This window comes from Micromonospora fulviviridis (assembly GCF_014648395.1).
In the GTDB taxonomy this organism is placed as follows: domain Bacteria; phylum Actinomycetota; class Actinomycetes; order Mycobacteriales; family Micromonosporaceae; genus Micromonospora; species Micromonospora fulviviridis.
In genome coordinates this window covers 459,321-476,751 of the sequence record NZ_BMRA01000001.1, presented here as the reverse complement: position 1 = coordinate 476,751, position 17,431 = coordinate 459,321, and the positions used below count along the sequence as shown (strand labels likewise).

Annotated in this window: 22 protein-coding genes; 19 read left to right on the top strand and 3 right to left on the bottom strand. The window is 72.4% G+C overall.

Going from position 1 to position 17,431, the window contains the following annotated elements:
- Positions 1-98 precede the first annotated feature (98 nt).
- The 4 genes from IEY96_RS02350 (at position 99) to IEY96_RS02335 (ending at position 3,264) form a co-directional block, all read left to right on the top strand.
- A complete protein-coding gene (locus tag IEY96_RS02350; protein ID WP_189193133.1) occupies positions 99-1,127 on the top strand; it encodes a DUF4331 family protein in 1,029 nt (342 codons plus the stop codon).
- 128 nt (positions 1,128-1,255) lie between these two features.
- Positions 1,256-1,666, top strand: coding sequence for an RlpA-like double-psi beta-barrel domain-containing protein (locus IEY96_RS02345; protein ID WP_189193132.1), 411 nt, complete (start codon positions 1,256-1,258; stop codon positions 1,664-1,666).
- 16 nt (positions 1,667-1,682) lie between these two features.
- Positions 1,683-2,279, top strand: a complete 597-nt coding sequence (locus IEY96_RS02340) for a cell wall protein (protein ID WP_189193131.1) — start codon at positions 1,683-1,685, stop codon at positions 2,277-2,279.
- Between the two features lie 118 nt (positions 2,280-2,397).
- Positions 2,398-3,264, top strand: coding sequence for a MauE/DoxX family redox-associated membrane protein (locus IEY96_RS02335; RefSeq protein WP_189193130.1), 867 nt, complete (start codon positions 2,398-2,400; stop codon positions 3,262-3,264).
- Between the two features lie 276 nt (positions 3,265-3,540).
- Here IEY96_RS02335 and IEY96_RS02330 read toward each other — a convergent pair whose 3' ends face one another.
- The 3 genes from IEY96_RS02330 to IEY96_RS02320 form a co-directional block, all read right to left on the bottom strand.
- On the bottom strand, positions 3,541-4,749 hold the full coding sequence (locus tag IEY96_RS02330) for a low temperature requirement protein A (protein ID WP_229791342.1): 1,209 nt from the start codon (positions 4,747-4,749) through the stop codon (positions 3,541-3,543).
- 136 nt (positions 4,750-4,885) lie between these two features.
- Positions 4,886-5,446, bottom strand: coding sequence for a DUF5994 family protein (locus tag IEY96_RS02325; RefSeq protein WP_189193129.1), 561 nt, complete (start codon positions 5,444-5,446; stop codon positions 4,886-4,888).
- 3 nt (positions 5,447-5,449) lie between these two features.
- Positions 5,450-5,863, bottom strand: a complete 414-nt coding sequence (locus IEY96_RS02320; protein ID WP_189193128.1) for a lipopolysaccharide assembly protein LapA domain-containing protein — start codon at positions 5,861-5,863, stop codon at positions 5,450-5,452.
- Positions 5,864-6,292: 429 nt separating this feature from the next.
- On the opposite strand from IEY96_RS02320, the gene IEY96_RS02315 reads away from it, so the two are divergent.
- The 15 genes from IEY96_RS02315 (at position 6,293) to IEY96_RS02245 (ending at position 17,306) form a co-directional block, all read left to right on the top strand.
- Positions 6,293-6,466, top strand: coding sequence for a hypothetical protein (locus IEY96_RS02315; protein WP_189193127.1), 174 nt, complete (start codon positions 6,293-6,295; stop codon positions 6,464-6,466).
- 198 nt (positions 6,467-6,664) lie between these two features.
- Positions 6,665-6,814 carry a hypothetical protein gene (locus IEY96_RS02310; RefSeq protein WP_189193126.1) on the top strand — a complete coding sequence of 50 codons (150 nt, stop codon included), beginning with the start codon at positions 6,665-6,667 and terminating at the stop codon, positions 6,812-6,814.
- A gap of 37 nt (positions 6,815-6,851) precedes the next feature.
- The gene (locus IEY96_RS02305) at positions 6,852-7,886 is read left to right on the top strand and encodes a fatty acid desaturase family protein (protein WP_189193125.1); all 1,035 of its coding nucleotides are present in this window, start codon (positions 6,852-6,854) and stop codon (positions 7,884-7,886) included.
- Positions 7,887-8,096: 210 nt separating this feature from the next.
- Positions 8,097-8,474, top strand: coding sequence for a sigma-70 family RNA polymerase sigma factor (locus IEY96_RS02300; RefSeq protein WP_189193124.1), 378 nt, complete (start codon positions 8,097-8,099; stop codon positions 8,472-8,474).
- Positions 8,475-8,605: 131 nt separating this feature from the next.
- On the top strand, positions 8,606-9,355 hold the full coding sequence (locus tag IEY96_RS02295; protein ID WP_229791341.1) for a GAF and ANTAR domain-containing protein: 750 nt from the start codon (positions 8,606-8,608) through the stop codon (positions 9,353-9,355).
- A 13-nt stretch (positions 9,356-9,368) separates the two neighbouring features.
- The gene (locus IEY96_RS02290; protein WP_189193123.1) at positions 9,369-10,100 is read left to right on the top strand and encodes a GAF and ANTAR domain-containing protein; all 732 of its coding nucleotides are present in this window, start codon (positions 9,369-9,371) and stop codon (positions 10,098-10,100) included.
- A 120-nt stretch (positions 10,101-10,220) separates the two neighbouring features.
- Positions 10,221-11,021, top strand: a complete 801-nt coding sequence (locus IEY96_RS02285; RefSeq protein ID WP_189193122.1) for a SigB/SigF/SigG family RNA polymerase sigma factor — start codon at positions 10,221-10,223, stop codon at positions 11,019-11,021.
- 66 nt (positions 11,022-11,087) lie between these two features.
- Positions 11,088-11,267, top strand: coding sequence for a hypothetical protein (locus IEY96_RS02280; protein ID WP_189193121.1), 180 nt, complete (start codon positions 11,088-11,090; stop codon positions 11,265-11,267).
- A gap of 278 nt (positions 11,268-11,545) precedes the next feature.
- Positions 11,546-11,719: a hypothetical protein gene (locus tag IEY96_RS02275; protein WP_189193120.1), complete on the top strand. Its 174-nt coding sequence runs from the start codon at positions 11,546-11,548 to the stop codon at positions 11,717-11,719.
- The gene (locus IEY96_RS02270) at positions 11,716-12,729 is read left to right on the top strand and encodes a glycosyltransferase family 4 protein (RefSeq protein ID WP_189193119.1); all 1,014 of its coding nucleotides are present in this window, start codon (positions 11,716-11,718) and stop codon (positions 12,727-12,729) included. The genes IEY96_RS02275 and IEY96_RS02270 overlap by 4 nt, the downstream gene beginning before the upstream one ends.
- Before the next feature lie 73 nt (positions 12,730-12,802).
- Positions 12,803-13,939 carry a glycosyltransferase gene (locus IEY96_RS02265; protein ID WP_189193118.1) on the top strand — a complete coding sequence of 379 codons (1,137 nt, stop codon included), beginning with the start codon at positions 12,803-12,805 and terminating at the stop codon, positions 13,937-13,939.
- The gene (locus IEY96_RS02260; protein WP_189193117.1) at positions 13,936-14,988 is read left to right on the top strand and encodes a glycosyltransferase; all 1,053 of its coding nucleotides are present in this window, start codon (positions 13,936-13,938) and stop codon (positions 14,986-14,988) included. The genes IEY96_RS02265 and IEY96_RS02260 overlap by 4 nt, the downstream gene beginning before the upstream one ends.
- On the top strand, positions 14,985-16,487 hold the full coding sequence (locus tag IEY96_RS02255) for a glycoside hydrolase family 130 protein (protein ID WP_189193116.1): 1,503 nt from the start codon (positions 14,985-14,987) through the stop codon (positions 16,485-16,487). Before IEY96_RS02260 ends, IEY96_RS02255 begins: the two co-directional genes overlap by 4 nt.
- Positions 16,488-16,557: 70 nt before the next feature.
- Complete coding sequence (locus tag IEY96_RS02250) at positions 16,558-16,752, top strand: hypothetical protein (protein ID WP_189193115.1); 195 nt, start codon at positions 16,558-16,560, stop codon at positions 16,750-16,752.
- Complete coding sequence (locus IEY96_RS02245) at positions 16,749-17,306, top strand: DUF5994 family protein (RefSeq protein WP_189193114.1); 558 nt, start codon at positions 16,749-16,751, stop codon at positions 17,304-17,306. The genes IEY96_RS02250 and IEY96_RS02245 overlap by 4 nt, the downstream gene beginning before the upstream one ends.
- Positions 17,307-17,431: the final 125 nt, after the last annotated feature.

The following is a 17,431-nucleotide window of genomic DNA, read 5'->3' as shown; positions in this document are numbered from 1 at the left end:
CGACCGGCTCGGCGGATAGTGCCGATTAGAGCTTTTGGAGCGTTATGCCCGGATAGGCTCGGGCCCGTCGTGCCGAGCCGCTGACCCGGGAGACAGTCATGTCGCATCACCTCGACACCCCGCTCGCCGCCCAGAGCGGCCAGCTCTACCTGGACGACCTCTTCGTCTTCGACGGCGAGCGCGGGACCGTCCTGGTGATGGACGTCAACAGCTCGGTGACCCGGGCCGACATCAAGCCGGGCTTCCACCACGAGGCGCGGTACGAGTTCAAGGTCCACGTCGACGGCAGCGAGATGGAGGAGCTGACCTACCGGGTGGCCTTCGGTGAACTCGACGGCCAGGGCCGGCAGGAGCTCACCGTGCACGCCCTCACCGGCGCCGAGGCGTACGACGACGGTGCCACCGGCACGCCGGTCGCCCGGGGCCGCACCGGCGAGGAGGTGACCGGCGGCAACCTGCGGGTCTGGGCCGGGCGGATCAGCGACCCCTTCTACATCGACCTGGACCAGCTCGCCACCGTCAACGACGCCTTCAAGAACGGCGCCCGGCTGGACCGCTCCGCCTGGCGGCCGGAGAACGCGAAGAACAGCTTCGCCGGCACCACCGTCGACTCGATCGTGGTCGAGGTGTCCCGGGATGAGCCGATGCTGCGGGTCGGCACGCGGATCGGCGTCTGGGCGGCCACGAAGCTGGCCACCGACGCCGGGGGCTGGCGGCAGATCAACCGCGCCGGCCACCCGATGATGTGGCCGATCTTCTGGCCCACCGACACCGACTTCTCGAACCCGGCCAACACCCGCCACCCCTGTGAGGACCTGCGGGCCGACGGCGAGGAGATCGCCTCGACGGTGGCCCGGGTGGTGGCGGCCAACGGCACCGCGCCGGACCCGGGGGCGTACGGCTGGAGTGTGGCCCGGGAGGTCTACCCGGACGTGCTGTCCTACGAGGTCGGCACCCCGGCGAACTACGGGTTCGCCGTCCGTAACGGGCGCACCATGGCCGACAACGCGCCCGAGGTGATGTTCTCCCTGGTGCTCAACACCGGTATGACCTCCGGTCTCACCCCCGACGTCACGAGGGACGCCCGCGCCGCCTCCTTCCCGTACGTGGTCCCCGCCGGGCGGTGATCCGCTGAGCGAATTCCGCCTGTAGGAAATCTTCGACCCGACTGTTGACGTGGATGGTTTCCGTCATAACAATCGCCATCTATATCGACATCTATCGCTGTCGATCAGCGATCGGGAAGGAGGTATCCATGGCGGCCATACGAGGCGAGGTGTCGTGGTTCTGCTGCGGCACCGCCTGGGGACCGTGCGGCACCGCCGGGGGCGGCGCCTGCGGCACCTGCAAGTCGGGCAACTACCAGCACGCCTGGCCGAACACCTCGGACGCGTGCTGGGCCATCACCCATCCGGACTCCTGCGGCCTCAGCATGAGCCGGCGGGGGTGCGGCTTCCGGCACTACACCACCAACCTCTGCAACGGCTCCCGGGTCGGCACCACCATCGCCGACTGCGGTCCGCAGACGGACCTGTTCTGCGGCGAGCGCACCTGCTGCGGCTCGGCCTGCGGCAGCAACCGGATCATCGACCTGACGCCCGCGGCGTTCAGTGCGATCGGCAGTCTCTCCGTGGGGCTGCGGCCCTGCTCGGTCGACACCGTCTGAACGGGAGGGTTCCGCCATGCCACAGACCCTGGACCGCCGCCGCCTCCTCGCCACCGCCGCGCTCGGCGGCGTGGTGGGCGCCACCGGACTCGGCTCGCTCGCCCCCGAGGCGGCCTTCGCCGCCGAGCCGGCGACCGTCGAGCCCGGCGCGCCCGACCCGAACTTCGTCGAGGGCCGGATCGGCAAGATCTCCGGCCATCTGCTGCTGGTCACCGGATCCGACACCGTGCTGCACTCGATCCGGATCACCGACGGCACGAGCATCTGGAAACTCCACCCGACCACGTTCGACCAGGTCGCCATCGGCGACGGGCTCTACGCCCGTGGCGTCCGCCTGCCCGACGGCACGCTCGCCGCCGACTCGGTGTGGGTCAACATCGTCAACCTGCACGCGCACATCGCCGCCGTCGGCCGCAACCTGCTGCACCTCGACCACAAGGGCCAGCGCATCGTCGCCCACGTCGTGCCCGGCCGGTCGGCCGCGGTCTACAACGGCACCCCGGCCATCAGCGACCTGTCCCTGCTCCGGGTCGGCCGGCACGTCCAGGTGCTTGGCGCCTGGCACCCGGACACCAACGAGATCGACATCGCCACCGTCTACGCCGCCGCCTGACCGGTACGCCCGACGGCTCCAGGTCGCGTCAGACGCGTCGAGCTGGAGCCGTCGTAGGGCGGCGAGCCACCCGTACCGCCCGGGCGTCACCCGTCGGCCCCACTCGAGGGGAGAACAGATGATCGACATGATCGCGGCGCTGCAACCGCTGGTCGTCGGTGCGGTGCTGATCTGGTCCGCACGCGTCAAACTTCTCAACCGGCACGCCGCGACGGTCGCCCGCCGCTCCGCGCTCGCCCCGCTGCTCGGGGAGGACCGGGCGCTGCCCGCGTACCGGCTGCTCGGGGGCATCGAGCTGAGCCTCGGCGCGCTCCTCGTGCTGCCGCCCGCCCTGCGGTTGGAGAACACCGCCGCGACCGCCCTGGCCGTCGGCTTCCTCGCCTACCTCACGTACGCCCGCCGGACCGCGCCCACCTCCTCGTGCGGCTGCCTGAGCAGCCGCCCGACCCCCGTCTCCGGTCGCAGCCTGGGCCGGGCCGGTCTGCTGGTGGCGGCGGCCGGACTGGCCACCCTGCTGCCCGGCGGCTGGCCCGCCGCGCTCGCCGACCGCCCGCTCGCCGGCGGGGCCGCGCTGCTGGCCGAGGCGGTGGCCGTGGTGGCGCTCTCGCCCGAACTGGACGCCGCCTGGCTGCTGCCGCTGCGCCGGCTGCGCGCCCGGCTGACCAACCCGCTGCGCGGCGGCTCCGGGCTGCCGCTGCTCGCCACCGTGCAGCAGGTCCAGCTCAGCGACTCCTACCGGCGGGTGGCGCCGCTGCTCCGCTCCGACGTCCGCGAACACTGGGACGACGGCGAATGGCGCTTCGTCGGCCACGCCGCGCGCTACCAGGGCCGGCCGGCCACCGCGGTCTTCGCGGTGCCGCTGGTCGACGGCGAGCCCGAAGCGGTACGGGTCGCCGTCGTCGACGACGCCACCGGGCAGACACTGCTGGCCCTGGCCGGAACCGGGCGGCCCGCCGGCCCTCGGCTCGACGTGGTCCCCGCGTAGCGGCAGGCGGGACCACCGGACACCGGTGGTCCCGTCACGCCGGGCTGCGGACGAACGTCTCCTCGCCCCACGAACCGTCGTCGCCGTCGGACCGGATCACCAGCTCGTCCGGTCCGCACCGGTACGTGCTGGCCCCCGCCCACCCGGTTCAGCGCCCGGGGGTCCCGCCGCCACCGGTCCGGACGACGCCGGTAGGGCGGCACGTCCTCGTGGCGGCAGACAGGCCCGCCGGCCGACGTTCCGGACCGGCTGTCCGGCGGTGGCCCGTCGGTCCAGCTACATGGAGGGAGCCGGTTGCTCGGGCAGGCCTCCGCGGGCTCGGATGCCGTCCGCGACGGCGACCCCGGCCAGGACGAGGGTCGCGGCGAGGCCGGCCACCAGTGCGGGCGTACGCAGGAGGAGCGGAGCCGCGACGGCCAGTACGAGCAGCGCGACCAGCCGGGACGCCGACACCCGGCTGAACACCTCGTACTCGAACCGGGACCGGCCGGTCAGGAACAACGCGGGTCCGCCGAGCATGACGACGGCCAGCCAGGGCGTGGTGGGCTCGGCGGGGTGGGCGATGGCCACCTCGAACCCGGCGGAAGCGGCGACCACGCCGGCCACCATCACCAGGTGGGTGTTGGGTGCGGACCGCACGAATCCACCCGGGTCCCGGGCGGACTCGATGGTGGCCTGCAGCAGGGACCCGGCGCGGTGGACGTAGATCTGCCACAGCAGCACGGTGGCGGCGAACGCGACCAGGAGCGCCGCTGTCCGGCTGGCTGTCTTGTCGTGATCGGCGTAGGTCAGGGTGGTGACGAGGATGAGATCACCGAGGGCGAGAGTGAAGAACTGCTGGTAGCGCTCCGCGAGGTGGTCGGCCGCCACCCGGTACTGGGATGCGGGTACCTTCCCGAGCCCAGGCGTGGGGTAACGAAACTGGGCCGACCCGTAGTCGACGGCGAGCGCCGCGGTCCACAGCACGCCCCGTGCCGGGCCTGCCACGAGACCGCCGGCGAGCCACGGCACGGCGGACAGGATGAACCAGAAGATGAAGCGGCTGGCGTGCAGTCGTGCGATGCGGCCGTGCAGCGCGGCGACCAGGAAGATGCCGCGTCCCAGATGGATCGCCACGTACGCGCCCGCGAAGGCCAGGGCGTGGTCGGAGAAGGCGTCGGGCAGCGTGCCGGCCATCAGGATGGTCCCGAGCATGACCCAGAGCGTCATGACGAAGATGGGGGGCCGCTGCCGGTGGTAGAGGTCGGTGCTCAGCGCGGTGACGGACCAGACCCACCAGATCGCCATCAGCAGCACCATGGTCTGGAGGACCCCGGCCGGGTCGAGACGCTGGGCCAACGATCGTGACGTCAGGGCGAGCGCGGCGACGAAGACCAGATCGAGGAACAGTTCCAGCAGGGTTGCCCGCTGTGGTCCACCGCCTGCGCGGGTCAGCCCTACCGCCCGGTCGGTCGTCATCAGGTGCCCGTCTACTGACTCCGGCATCTCGAGGGACTCGACAGCGGCGCGCGATCGGCGGAACCGGCCGACCGGGACGCGGCTGGGGTGCCCTGATCGACACTAGGTGAGTATCGGGCCCGGCGGGCGGGAACGCGGTCCGTCCACCCCCGGCTGACGCCGGTCAGCCACGTCTCGCGTCGGCCCGCGAATCCCGGCCCCTCGCGGCGACTCCGTCGCCGCCGCCCTCGTTGTCCCAGACCGCGCACGGATCGGCGCGGGTGGTGGCCGCCGGGGCCGGTGGCATCCGGATGGCGGCCAGGATGTCGGGCGCGCGCCTGACGTTGGCCGGGTCGGCGGCGGCCGCCATCGCCCGCTCGGCTGCCGCCGCCGCGGTGCTGGGCGGCACGATGAGCAGGTCGACCTGGAGGTCCCCGCCGGTGGTGGCGACCAGTACAGCGGGGTCGAGGGTGTCGAACCAGCCGAGGCGGACCACGTCCGGTCCGACGGCCAACCGGCGGAACCGGCTGTCCCAGGCGTGGATGTTCAGCATGATGTGCCTGATCCGGCCATGGCGTTCCGTCAGGGCGAGGATCAGGCCCGGAAGTTCGGCGACCGGGTCCCAGGATCGCGGCCACCACCCGCCGTCCAGCACTCCCAGCCTCTGGGGAGCGGCGAGGACGAGGCGAGGTGCGGTGGGCGCCGACGTGGGGGTCACGGTGCCGCGTTGGCGGATGACGGACATGGTTCAGCCTCCCTGGTGGGCGGCGGTGCCGGTCGCCGGCGAAGCGGCCGGCCCGGGCCCGGTCGGCTCGGCCGCGGGCGTCGCGCTCCGGCGGCCGCGCATCCTCAGCTGCACGATCCGGGCGGTGCCGGGAAGGGCGACGAGCAGGACGCCGATGACCGCGGCCAGCAGCAGCGCCACCCCGATCGGCAGGGCGACGTGTACGCCGAGGAACGCCACCTCGGCCCGCTGCCCGTTCTGTAGTACGAAGATCAGGAGCAGGAGCAGCACGATCGCGAACAGCACGGCGACGATCCACAGATCCCCGATCCGCGAGCGCCGCGCCGGGGTGTGACGGAACGTCGGGCGAGCGGCGGCCGGGCCGTCGTGGCCGTTGACGGCGGTAAATGGGAAGTGTCTCTTCCGGGGTGCGGTCATCAGGAACCGCCGCCTTCCGATGGGCCCGGCGCACCGTTGCCGGCCTGGGGCCGGCGCGGGCGTCGGGTGAGGGCGGGCCTACGACGGGCTGTCGCGGCCCGGCGTGCCGGTGCGGGGGAGAATGCCGGCCGGGGAGGCGACGGGAGTCGGCGCCCTGGCCCATGGATGGGCGGCGGTGGGGTGACGGTGGGGTGCGTCCGCCGAGAGGGGAACGCCAGTCACCGGAGTCCGGGGCGACATCGTAAGCGTACGCCGCCGTCGCCGGTACCGCTCCGCCGCGAGCTGCGGAAAGCCGCCCTCGGCCCGGGTGCGGTCACACCCCGTGAGGCGTACGGTGAGCACACCGCCCCGGGTCCCGGCAGCCGCCAGTGCCGTCGCCGCCGATCGTGAGCACGGCCCTTCCCGGACGGCTCTAGCAGGGAGCACCCGATGAGGATCGCCCGGCACAGGATCGTCAGCCTTCGTCGCGAACGCGGCCAGCACGTCAGGGCCGACCGGGTCGGACGTGGGCTACCGGAGCGGGTGAACCCCGAGGAGCACGTCGGATTGTTCGCCATCCTGCGGGTTGATCTGTCCGACCTCGCCGACGCGCCGTCCCCGTGACCGTCGCTCCGCTCGGACCGGTCCCGTGGCCGAGCACGCCGGCTCCAGGCGTCGCCGCACGCGTCCCGATCGCGCTCCGGCGCAATGCGCCGATTCCGCCCCGCCGGGGCGTGGCGATTGCCGAAACTGAGGGTGACAGGCGCAGGGCCGCCGGCGAGCAGCCCGGCCAGGAGGGGAGCCACCGTGACGTCGGGATCGATGAGCCAACGGATCAAGGGCCTGGTCAACAGCCGGCGAGGGCGCGACCTCATGCGGATCGGCCGCCGGCAGGCGGCCAACCCGGGCACGCGGCAGAAACTGCAACAACTCATGGCCCGCGTGACCGGCTGGTCGAGCCGGCGCCGCTGAGCCATCCGTCGGGGAACTACCAGCAGGAGAAGCCGTCGTGAGCGACACCAGCATCGGTGCCGAACGCCAACGGGGCAGCGACTACGCCGACCTGTCCCGGCAGGTCCGCGCAGCAGGCCTGCTCGAGCGGCGGCGAGGCCACTACGCGGTACGGATCGGCCTCGTCGTCGGCTCCTGGGTCGGACTGTGGGCCCTGTTCGTGAGAGTGGGTGAGTCGTGGTGGCAGCTCGGCGTCGCGGTAGCCCTCGCGGTCGTCCTCGCGCAGGCCGGGTTCATCGGCCACGACGCCGGTCACCGGCAGATAGCCCGCTCGCGACGGGCCAACGACCTGATCGGCATCCTGCACGGCAACCTGTTGACCGGGATCAGCTACGGCTGGTGGGTGGACAAGCACAACCGGCACCACGCCCACCCGAACACCGAGGGCAGGGACCCGGACATCGGCGTGGCACCCCTGTCCTTCACCGCCGGACAGGCCCGCCGCCGGCGTGGCCTCGGCGCACTCTTCGTGCGTCACCAGGCGTACTTGTTCTTCCCGCTCCTCCTACTGGAGGGCCTGCACCTGCACGCCAACAGCGTGCGGGCCGTCCTCCGGCCTCGCCCCGTCGCGCGTCGCCCCGCCGAAGCCGGACTGCTGGCCCTGCACCTGGGCGGCTACCTCACCACCGTGTTCCTGGTCCTCAGCCCGGTGCAGGCCGTCGCGTTCATCCTGGTCAACCAGGGGGTGCTCGGCCTCTATCTCGGCTGCTCGTTCGCCCCCAACCACAAGGGCATGCCGATCCTCGGTGCCGAGGACGATCTCGACTACCTGCGGAGACAGGTCCTCACCTCCCGAAACGTGCGTGGCGGGAGGTTCGTCGACGCCGCGCTCGGCGGCCTGAACTACCAGATCGAACATCACCTGTTCCCGAGCATGCCGTGCCCCAACCTGCGTCGTGCCCGGCCGTTGATCCGGCGGTTCTGCGCCGAGCACGACCTCGACTACCACGAAACCACCCTGGGTCGCTCCTGGGCGGAGGCACTGCGCCACCTGAACGACGTCGGCTCCCACGAGCGGCTCGCAGGACGTTGAGCTCGGCTCGGTCAGCCGGCGCTGCGTACCGCGCGCGTCGTGTCCGGTGGTGGTCGTTCCGTGGGCGGACCGGCCGGTCGACCGGGGGGCTGGCGTAGGGTGGAGGCGTAACGGCCGCCCTGGTCCCTGGTGGTGCCCCAGCCGCAGGCACACCACCAGGAGCATCGGATGCCTGTTTCCCCTGGCCATGTCGTCCCCGGCCCAGAGTCCGTGAATGACCTCGTCGAGCGGATCGCCGACCGTGACCGGGCCGCCTTCGGTCGCCTCTACCGCCGGCTCGTCCGCGCCGTCTTCATCCAGGTGTGTGAGAGTGTGGGCAGCCCGTCGGCCGCCGTCGCGGTGACCCGGGCGGTGTTCGTCGAGGTGTGGCAGCTCGCGCCCAGGTGCGCCGCCGGTCAGGTCGATGGTCTCGCGTGGGTGACGGCCATCGCCGTTCGCCGGACTGCGGAACGGCTTCGCGAAGTCGATGGCCGCACGTCGCCTCTCGGCGCCGAATACGACGAGTTGCTCGGTCGCGAACTGACCGCCGCGCTGGACGGCGAGCCGCCGGCTCTGCTCGGCACGTCGGTTCCACCCACCACCGGATGACCGTCACGGTCCGGTGGGCCGCCGGTCACGCGGTGGCGTCCCGCGCGGGGAGTACGGTGTGAGCGTCGCTCGGGACTCCGGGCGCCGCACGGCAACCCGTCCGCTTCGGACGATCCGGGTCGGAGCCAGCAGTGGGCAAGGACAACCCTGGGCGCGGCGATCCGATGACCTCCGATCGCCGGCTGCGGCTGTGGGCCGTTCTCGTCGATGCCGCCCAGGATGGCGCGGTCACGGTCAATCATGTCTGTGCCACGACGGTCTCGGTCGCGGGCGTCGACTCCGCCGCCGTCGCGGTGATCCTCGACGCCATCCCGCGCGAACTGATGTACGCCACGGACCGGCGCGCGTCGGAACTGGAAGACCTGACCCTGACCCTCGGTGAGGGGCCATGCGTGGATGCGACCACCGGCGGACCTGTCCTGGTCGCCGATCTGACGGCAGCCGAGTGTCGGAACCGCTGGCCGGTGTTCGCGCCGGCCGCGGTGCTCGCCGGGGTTCGGGCGGTGTTCGCGTTGCCCCTACGGGTGGGCGGGATCCGCCTCGGTGTCCTCGACCTTTACCGGGACCGCGTCGGTGACCTCGGGGCGGAGCAACTGACCGATGCACTGGTCCTGGCGGACACGGCATGCGCGGTGCTGCTGGACGACGCGACGCGCCACGGCGTGGACCGCGACGATCACTGGCCCGACCGGATCGGCCTGCAACACCCCGAGGTGCACCAGGCGACCGGAATGATCATGGTCCAGTTGCGAGTGCCCGCGGCGGTGGCACTCCTCCGGTTGCGGGCCTACGCGTACTCCCGGGACCGGCGCCTCCGGGACGTGGCAGCTGACGTCGTCGCCCGGCGCCTGCGTCTCCTACCGACCGGAACTGTTGATTGACGAGGTGACCGAAGTGGCCGAGACCCAGCTGGCCGACGTTTTCGTGGAGATGGCCGACACTCTCGTCGACGATTTCGACGTGATCGAGTTCCTGCATGTGCTGACCGAGAGGTGTGTCGAGCTGCTGGGTGTGTCGGCGGCCGGGCTGCTCCTCACCGACCAGCGGGACGCGCTACAGGTGGTTGCCGCCTCCTCTGAACGCACCCGACTGCTGGAGCTGTTCCAGCTCCAGACCGACCAGGGTCCCTGCCTCGACTGCTTCCACACCGGTCAGCCGGTGTCGGTCGCCGACCTGACCCTGGCCGCTGCCCGATGGCCGAGGTTCACCGCCGCCGCGGCCGAGGTCGGCTTCGCCGCGGTGCACGCCCTGCCCATGCGGCTGCGCTCCGAGGTCATCGGCGCGCTCAACCTGTTCGATGTCCGGCCGGGCCCCCTTGACGAGGGCAGGCTCCGCATCGGTCAGGCGCTCGCCGATGTGGCGACCATCGGACTGCTGCAACAGCGCGCCATCCACCGGCGCGACATCCTCACCGAACAGCTGCAGACCGCCCTGAACAGCCGCGTCCTCATCGAGCAGGCCAAGGGAGTCCTGGCCGAACGCCTCCAGGTGGACATTGCTCAGGCCTTCGCGCTGCTGCGCGACGGCGCCCGCAGCCGCAACCGGCGACTGTCCGAACTGTCCCAGGCGATCGTCGACGGCTCCGAGCAGCTCGCGCCGGCACCGGTCGCCGACCGGCGCGGCTGACGACCGGCCCCACAGCGCCCAGGGTGTCGGTCGGGGAGATGAAGGCGTACGGTGGCTCTGTCGCCCGGGTCCCCGGTGGCCGCCAGTCTCGCCGCCACCAGCCCGACAGGGGCGTTGAACATGGTCAGACCGATCGTGACACCGACGGCCGTTTCGCCTCCTCCGACGCTGAACCCCGCGACGGGGGACAGTGAACAACTGTTGCGTCGACGCGCAGCCCTGAATGCCGACGATCCTGAGCGTGCGCGGCTGCGAACCCGGGTCATCGAGGCGAACCTGCCGATGGCTCGTCGGCTGGCCCGCCGCTACGCCGGCCGCGGCGAATCCTACGAGGACCTGACTCAGGTCGGCGCGCTGGCGCTGATCAAAGCCGTCGACGGATACGACACCGACCGGGGCGTGCCGTTCGCCAGCTACGCCATCCCGACCATCCTCGGCGGCATCCGGCGACACTTCCGCGACACGGCCTGGGCGATCCGGGTACCGCGCTCAGCCCAGGAACTGAGCGCCCTGGTGCCCGAAGCCCGGGGCAGGCTCGGGCAGCAACACGGGCGCCAACCGACTGACGGAGAGCTCGCCGACGACCTGAAGGTGACCGTCGCCCAGCTCCAGGCCGCCGTCGCCGCCTTCGACGTCTATCGCCTTCCGTCGCTGAACGAGCCACGGCCCGGGGTCGACGGCATCGAGCGCCTCGAGTTCGTCGCCGCCGCCGATTCGGGATACGCAGCCGTGGCCGACCGCCTCACCCTCCGACCGCTCCTCGCGGCGCTTCCCCCGCGCGAACGTCGGATCCTGACCATGCGCTTCTACGGTGACCTGACCCAGGCGCAGATCGCCACCCGGGTCGGGCTGTCACAGATGCACGTCTCCCGGCTGCTGAAGCGCTCGCTGACCCAGCTGAGAGCCGGGATGCTCCGCTGACCGATCGTCGGCCGGGACCGCTGAGGCACCCGGGCCGAGCCGTTGAGATCACCGGGAGACAATGTGATGGCCGTTCGTCCGATCGCTGCTCCCGAGCCCTCGCCGCCGGTCGGCGGGACATCCGCCTCCTCGACATTCGGGGTACGGGTCAGGCGTGCCCTCGACGTCCGCGCGCTCCGCCTGCGGGTGTTCCTCCTGGTGACCGTCCTGCTCCTGCCGCTGGTGCTCATCACGACCTTGCGTTGACCGCTTCCCCGGGGCCCACGTGGGTGGCACCCCGCACGACAGGGCCCGGACCGGCGTAGCGTGGGACGCGCCGGACCGACGACATCCCACCACTGCGGTGCCGGCCACGCCGGCTGCGCCTCGGTGGATCGCACGTACGTGCCGCACTGTTCGCCGGTCACGGCGACAGGTCGATCGCCCGCCGCGCCTCGGCACCCCGGCGTTGGGATTCGACCAGGGCCTCCACGCCGCCACCCGTGACCATGACCGTCCCAAACGGCTTCTCAAGGGGGTAGACGATGAGGATCGCCAGGTACCGGATCGTTGCGGCGCTGCGCGAGCGCGGCCAGCAGACCAGGGCCGACTGGGTCGAGCGGGAACTGCCGGAGCGGATGGACACCGACAAGCACGTCGGCCTGCTCGCCACCCTGCGTCTCGACCCGGCCGACCTCGCCGATATGCCGTCCCCGTGAGGGTGGCTCTGCTCGGGCCGGTCGCCTGGCGGACACCCCCGCACCACTACGGCCCCTGGGAACAGGTGACCGGCCTGCTCGCCGAGGGGCTGATCACGCGCGGCGTGGACGTGACACTCTTCGCGACGCTGGACTCCGTCACCTCCGCCGACCTCGACGGCGTGTGCCCCCGCGGGTACGCGGACGACCCGGCCATGGACGGCCGCGTGTGGGAGGCGATGCACGTCTCGCACGCGATGGCCCGCTCGTCGCAGTTCGACCTGGTGCACAGCCATCTCGACTGGCTGCCGCTGGCCTTCGCCGAGCACTGCCGGGCTCCACTGCTCACCACCGTGCACGGCTTCTCCGCTGCGGGAATTCTCCCCGCCTACACCAGGGCCCGCTCGTCCTACGTGTCGATCTCCGATGCCGACCGGGTCGCCGGGCTCGACTACGTCGCCACGGTGCACCACGGCGTCGACCTCGCCGGGCTGCCGTTCACCCGGGACGCCGGCCCCGGACTGGTCGCCTTCGGCCGGATCCATCCCGACAAGGGCATCCACACCGCCATCGAGATCGCCCGCCTCGCCGGCCGGACCCTGACCATCTGCGGCATCGTGCAGGACGAGCGGTACTTCGCCGAGCAGGTGGCCCCGCACATCGACGGTGATCAGGTCGTCTTCCTCGGATCGGTGGGCCCCCGGCGACGCGCGGAGGTGCTGGGCGCGAGCACCGCCCTGCTGCACCCGATCACCTTCGACGAGCCGTTCGGACTGTCGGTGGTGGAGTCGATGGCCTGCGGCACCCCGGTCATCGCCTACGCGCGGGGATCCATGCCGGAGGTCGTCGACGACGGGGTGACGGGGTTTGTCGTGAACACCGTCGAGCAGGCCGTCGACGCGGTCACCCGGGTCGCCGGCCTCGACCGGGCCGGCTGCCGGGCACGGGCCCGGCAGCGCTTCGGCGCGGACCGGATGGTCACCGACTACTTGGCCGTCTACGACGATCTCACCCGCCGACCGCACCTCTGAACCTGCTGAACGACCGGCGATTCCCGACGAACAGGGCCCCGCTCGATCCCGACAACCGGAAGGCCCGAAACCCATGCCCAGCTACGGATTCCTCAGCACCCACCCACCGACCCGGTGTGGACTGGCCACCTTCAACTCCGCCCTCGCCGCCGAGCTGACCGCCGACGGCACGCGCGGCGGCGTCGTGCGGGTCACCGACGGCCGCGACGACCAGCGGGCCGGGCGCGGGGTCGTGCACACCTGGGCGGCGCGTACCCCGGCCGGCTGGCGGGCCGCCGCGGCCGTCCTGAACACCTTCGACGTGGCCGTCGTGCAGCACGAGTACGGCATCTACCCCGGCGCCGACGGCGAGGACGTCCTGCCGCTGCTGCGCCGGCTCACCGTGCCGAGCATCGTGGTTCTGCACACGGTGCTCCGCCAGCCCTCCGCCCGGCAGAGGTCGCTGCTGGAGCAGATCGTCGCCGTCGCCGGGGCGGTGGTCACGATGACCGACACGGCCCGTGACCGGTTGCTCGTCGGCTACACCGTGCCTCCCGGCAAGGTCACGGTCATCCCGCACGGCGCCGCCGAGCATGCCGGCGTACCCGCCGACCGCCGTAGCCGGCCGCACCTGCTGACCTGGGGATTGCTCGGTCCGGGCAAGGGGATCGAGTGGTCGTTGCGGGCCCTCGCCCGTGTGCAGGACCTCGACCCGACCCCCACCTACACCGTGGCGGGCCGGACCCATCCGAAGGTGGTCGAGCAACAGGGGGAGGCGTACCGGGCGGGACTGCACCGGCTCGGCGCCCAGCTGGGTGTCGCGCACGCCGTGGACTACCAGGACGTCTACCACGACGAGGCGGCGCTCGGCCGGTTGATCCGCTCCGCCGACGTGGTCGTGTTGCCCTACGACTCTCGCGAGCAGGTCACTTCCGGCGTTCTCGTCGAGGCGGTGGCCGCGGGGGTGCCCGTGGTGGCGACGGCGTTCCCGCACGCCGTCGAGCTGCTCACCGGCGGCCCTGGTCTGGTCGTACCCCATCAGGATCCGGCGGCGCTGGCCGTGGCGATCCGGCGGATCCTGACCGAACCGGGCCTGACCGCCCGGTTGGGCCGCCGCATTCCGCCACCGGCCGCGCACCTGCCGTGGCCGGCGGTGGCGGCTCGCTACGGCGACATCGCCGAGCGGCTCGTCGCCGCCCGCCCGGCCGCGGTCAGCGCGGTGTCGGCATGACCGCGACCACCGGCCGACTCACCACGACGGACGTTGGTCCCCGGCAGTCGGCGCCGCGGCCGAGCTTCGCGCACCTGACCCGGTTGAGCGACGACACCGGCCTGTTCGAGCACGCCCGGCACGCCATCGTCCGGCGCGAGCACGGCTACTGCACCGACGACGTCGCGCGCGGCCTCGTCGTCACCAGCCGCGAGCCGGAGCCGACCGAGCCGGTGCTCCGGCTCGCCGAGCGCTACCTCGCCTTCCTGACCCACGCGCAGGACGCCGCCGGCGCCTTCCGCAACCGGCTCGGTCACGACCGCCGCTGGGCCGACGAGCCCGGGCTCGGTGACTGGTGGGGCCGTGCGCTGTGGGGCCTGGGCACCGCCGCTGCCCGCAGTCCCGCGGCCTGGATCCGGGAGGAAGCGCTGGTCGCCTTCAGCCGGGGCGCCACCCGGCGCTCGCCGGCCCCGCACGCGATGGCCTTCGCCGGGCTCGGCGCCGTCGAGGTGCTGCGCCGCCACCCGGCCCACGCCGCCGCGGCCGAGCTGCTGACGGACGCGGCCACCACGATCGGCACGCCCGGACCCGACCCGCTGTGGCCCTGGCCGCAGGAGCGGCTGACCTACGCCAACGCGGCCCTCGCCGAGGTCGTCATCGCCGCCAGCCAACTGCGCCACCACGGCCCGCCGCTCGACGACGGACTGCGGATGCTGAACTGGCTGCGCGACGTCCAACTCCGCAACGGGCGGCTGTCGGTCGTGCCGGCCGCCGGGTGGCGACGCGGCGCGGTGCGGCTCCGCCACGACCAGCAGCCCATCGAGGTCGCCGCCTTCGCCGACGCCTGCGCCACGGCCGCCACGGTCACCGGTGACCCCGTTTGGGAGGCCGGGATACGGCAGGCGGTCGGGTGGTTCCTCGGCGCCAACGACGTCGGCACGAGGATGTGGGATCCGGTGACCGGCGGCGGCTACGACGGCCTGACCCCGCACGGACCGAACCTCAACCAGGGCGCCGAATCCACCCTCGCCCTCATCTCCACCTTGCAGTACGCCCGGCGGTGGCCGTGACCGGCATCCTGGCCGTCCGGCAGAGCGTCACCCTCACTCCGGATCCACGCCGGGTCATCGTCAAGCTCTTCGTCCCAGGCGAGGACGCCGTTGTGGTGCGCACCCGCGCGGGGGCGCTCATCGACCGCGTCGCGCACCTCGACGACGAGGAGACCGGCAGGCTGCTGAGGGACACCTTCGACCGCTTCGGCACCCGGCACCGTGACCTGGACGGCACGTTCCACCACCACTACGACCTCGTCCGGCACCGCGCTGCCCGGGCCCGGGACCTTTCCCCCACCACGCGGCTCCTGGTCGGCGCCTACTTCAGCCACGAGTACGCCGTCGAGGCCGCCGCGCTGTGCAATCCGTCGATGGTGGCCCACCCCGACCAGACCGGTCTGAGCGTCGGGCAGTTGCGCGTCGCGGTCAGCCTGCGCCAGATCGGTGAGGGCCACCTGTCGTCGATCGGGTTCGCCACCGCGGTCGTCGGACCCGGGCGCCGGCTCGCCGTCGTCGACCGGCACGGCCCTCTGGCCGTCGGCCGAATGGTGGGCGTACGGCACCGCCGGGACCTGCTCGCTGCCGGACTGGCCGAGGAAGACTGCGACAACGAGGTCACCGCCACCGTGCTGGACGCCCTGCCCGACCGGTACAACGAGGCCACCTTCGACCGCGTGCTCGGCAACCTGCCAGCGGACCTGCTCTCCCGCAGCACCGGTCCGGGCACCCTCGAACAGCTCCGCCGCGCCAACGCCGCCAGTTACGCCACGACCTTCCCCGCCGACACGGCTCTGCACCAACGGGTGCTCTGGCCCGCCAACCCGGCGGAGAGCAACGGCATGGAGGACGCCCGGTTCGTCAGGTTCACCGACGAGTCCGGACCGGTGTACCGGGCCACCTACACCGCTTACGACGGGCGGCGCATCGCCACCCGGGCGCTGGCCAGCAGCGACCTGCGCCGCTTCGAGATCACCCCGATGCGCGGTCCGGGCGCCCGCAACAAGGGTGTCGCGCTGTTCCCGCGTACCGTCGGCGGCCGGCACCTCGCGCTGTGCCGCGCCGACGGCGAGACCCTCGGCCTGACCTGCCTGGACGGTGAGAACCGGTGGCAGACCCCGGTGCCACTGCACGCCCCCCGCGACAGCTGGGAACTGATCCAGGTCGGGAACTGCGGATCCCCCATCGAGACCGACGCCGGCTGGCTCGTGCTCACCCACGGCGTCGGCCCGATGCGCCGCTACTCCATCGGCGCACTCCTGCTCGACCTGCATCGACCGGAACGGGTCGTCGCGCAGCTTCCCGGCGCGCTCCTGTCACCCGACAAGACCGACCGGGACGGATACGTGCCCAACGTCGTCTACTCCTGCGGCGGGCTCGTCCACGACGGTGAGCTGTGGCTGCCGTACGGGGCCAGCGACGCCCGGGTCGGTTTCGCCACCGTACCGGTGGTCGCCCTCATCGCGGCGATGGTGGAATCCCCGCCGCTGGACGGCCGGTCCTGCCCGATCGAAGAGTAGGATGACGGTGTCGCCCTGGACCTCGGTGGCCCGCACCTTTCGCGCCCCACCGCCGAGTTTGAGGTACACAATGACCAGATTCGCCCGCCCCGCCCGGTTCACCAGCGTGCTGCTGGTTGCCGTGCACGCCGCCATGCGGCGCGTCCTCCAGCTGGGGCTGTCGGTGCGCAAGCGCCGCACCCCCCACACCGCCACCGTCACCCGTCCAGACCCCACCGCCGGCACCGACCCGGGCGTCGGCCGATCGGAGGGACGGGCCTCATGATCCGCTCTGCCGAGGAACGCATGACCTGGGTCTGCACCCGGGAACCACCAAAGGCCCGCCTGCGGCTGGCCGACTCGCCGTCCAGCCGCGCGATTCTCGACGGCGGTTGGTGGCCAGCCTCGCGCGACCCGGTCGTCGAACTGTCCGGCCTGGTCATCGCGCTTGCCGCCCAGCGCGGTGGGGTCGTCGAGCGGATCATGTTGCAGCCGGCGGCCTGGGACAGGCAGCCGTGCCGGTTCGGCGTCGCCGGCGCCGTGGTGCGGGTGGGCTGGTTCGCCAGCCTCGAAGCCGCCCTGGTGATCGTCACAGGCCCGGAGGATCTGCGGATCGACCTGCTCGTGATACCGCCGGAGACTACGTACGCCGTGGCCACGGCGGCCATGCTGGCGGCTTCGCGCCCTGGCAACACCACCCGGGCCGGCGACATCCTGCCCACACCGCCCCGTCCCCACCCGCGACGACTGGCCCGATACGGCGACGACGTGGCCGTCTGGGAAACCGAAGGCGGCCACCTTCAGCCCGATCGACGACCCGCAGCGCTGGTCCGGACCTGAGCGCTCCCCGCCGCGGCCAGGCACAGCGCGCCCACCAGCCGACTTCCTCCGGTGGTCGTCGCCCGGGCCGACTGACCGGAAAACGCAGGTCAACGGCGGACGCTCCCTGCCACCCCGGGTCGACG

Excerpts from the sequence above, each read along its gene's own strand:
- IEY96_RS02280 (WP_189193121.1), top strand. The coding sequence starts at position 11,088 with ATGGCCGTTCGTCCGATCGCTGCTCCCGAGCCCTCGCCGCCGGTCGGC.
- IEY96_RS02265 (WP_189193118.1), top strand. The coding sequence starts at position 12,803 with ATGCCCAGCTACGGATTCCTCAGCACCCACCCACCGACCCGGTGTGGA.
- IEY96_RS02250 (WP_189193115.1), top strand. The coding sequence starts at position 16,558 with ATGACCAGATTCGCCCGCCCCGCCCGGTTCACCAGCGTGCTGCTGGTT.
- IEY96_RS02275 (WP_189193120.1), top strand. The coding sequence starts at position 11,546 with ATGAGGATCGCCAGGTACCGGATCGTTGCGGCGCTGCGCGAGCGCGGC.
- IEY96_RS02350 (WP_189193133.1), top strand. The coding sequence starts at position 99 with ATGTCGCATCACCTCGACACCCCGCTCGCCGCCCAGAGCGGCCAGCTC.
- IEY96_RS02345 (WP_189193132.1), top strand. The coding sequence starts at position 1,256 with ATGGCGGCCATACGAGGCGAGGTGTCGTGGTTCTGCTGCGGCACCGCC.
- IEY96_RS02260 (WP_189193117.1), top strand. The coding sequence starts at position 13,936 with ATGACCGCGACCACCGGCCGACTCACCACGACGGACGTTGGTCCCCGG.
- IEY96_RS02315 (WP_189193127.1), top strand. The coding sequence starts at position 6,293 with ATGAGGATCGCCCGGCACAGGATCGTCAGCCTTCGTCGCGAACGCGGC.
- IEY96_RS02335 (WP_189193130.1), top strand. The coding sequence starts at position 2,398 with ATGATCGACATGATCGCGGCGCTGCAACCGCTGGTCGTCGGTGCGGTG.
- IEY96_RS02310 (WP_189193126.1), top strand. The coding sequence starts at position 6,665 with ATGAGCCAACGGATCAAGGGCCTGGTCAACAGCCGGCGAGGGCGCGAC.
- IEY96_RS02325 (WP_189193129.1), bottom strand. The coding sequence starts at position 5,446 with ATGTCCGTCATCCGCCAACGCGGCACCGTGACCCCCACGTCGGCGCCC.
- IEY96_RS02330 (WP_229791342.1), bottom strand. The coding sequence starts at position 4,749 with ATGCCGGAGTCAGTAGACGGGCACCTGATGACGACCGACCGGGCGGTA.
- IEY96_RS02320 (WP_189193128.1), bottom strand. The coding sequence starts at position 5,863 with ATGACCGCACCCCGGAAGAGACACTTCCCATTTACCGCCGTCAACGGC.
- IEY96_RS02285 (WP_189193122.1), top strand. The coding sequence starts at position 10,221 with ATGGTCAGACCGATCGTGACACCGACGGCCGTTTCGCCTCCTCCGACG.
- IEY96_RS02340 (WP_189193131.1), top strand. The coding sequence starts at position 1,683 with ATGCCACAGACCCTGGACCGCCGCCGCCTCCTCGCCACCGCCGCGCTC.
- IEY96_RS02245 (WP_189193114.1), top strand. The coding sequence starts at position 16,749 with ATGATCCGCTCTGCCGAGGAACGCATGACCTGGGTCTGCACCCGGGAA.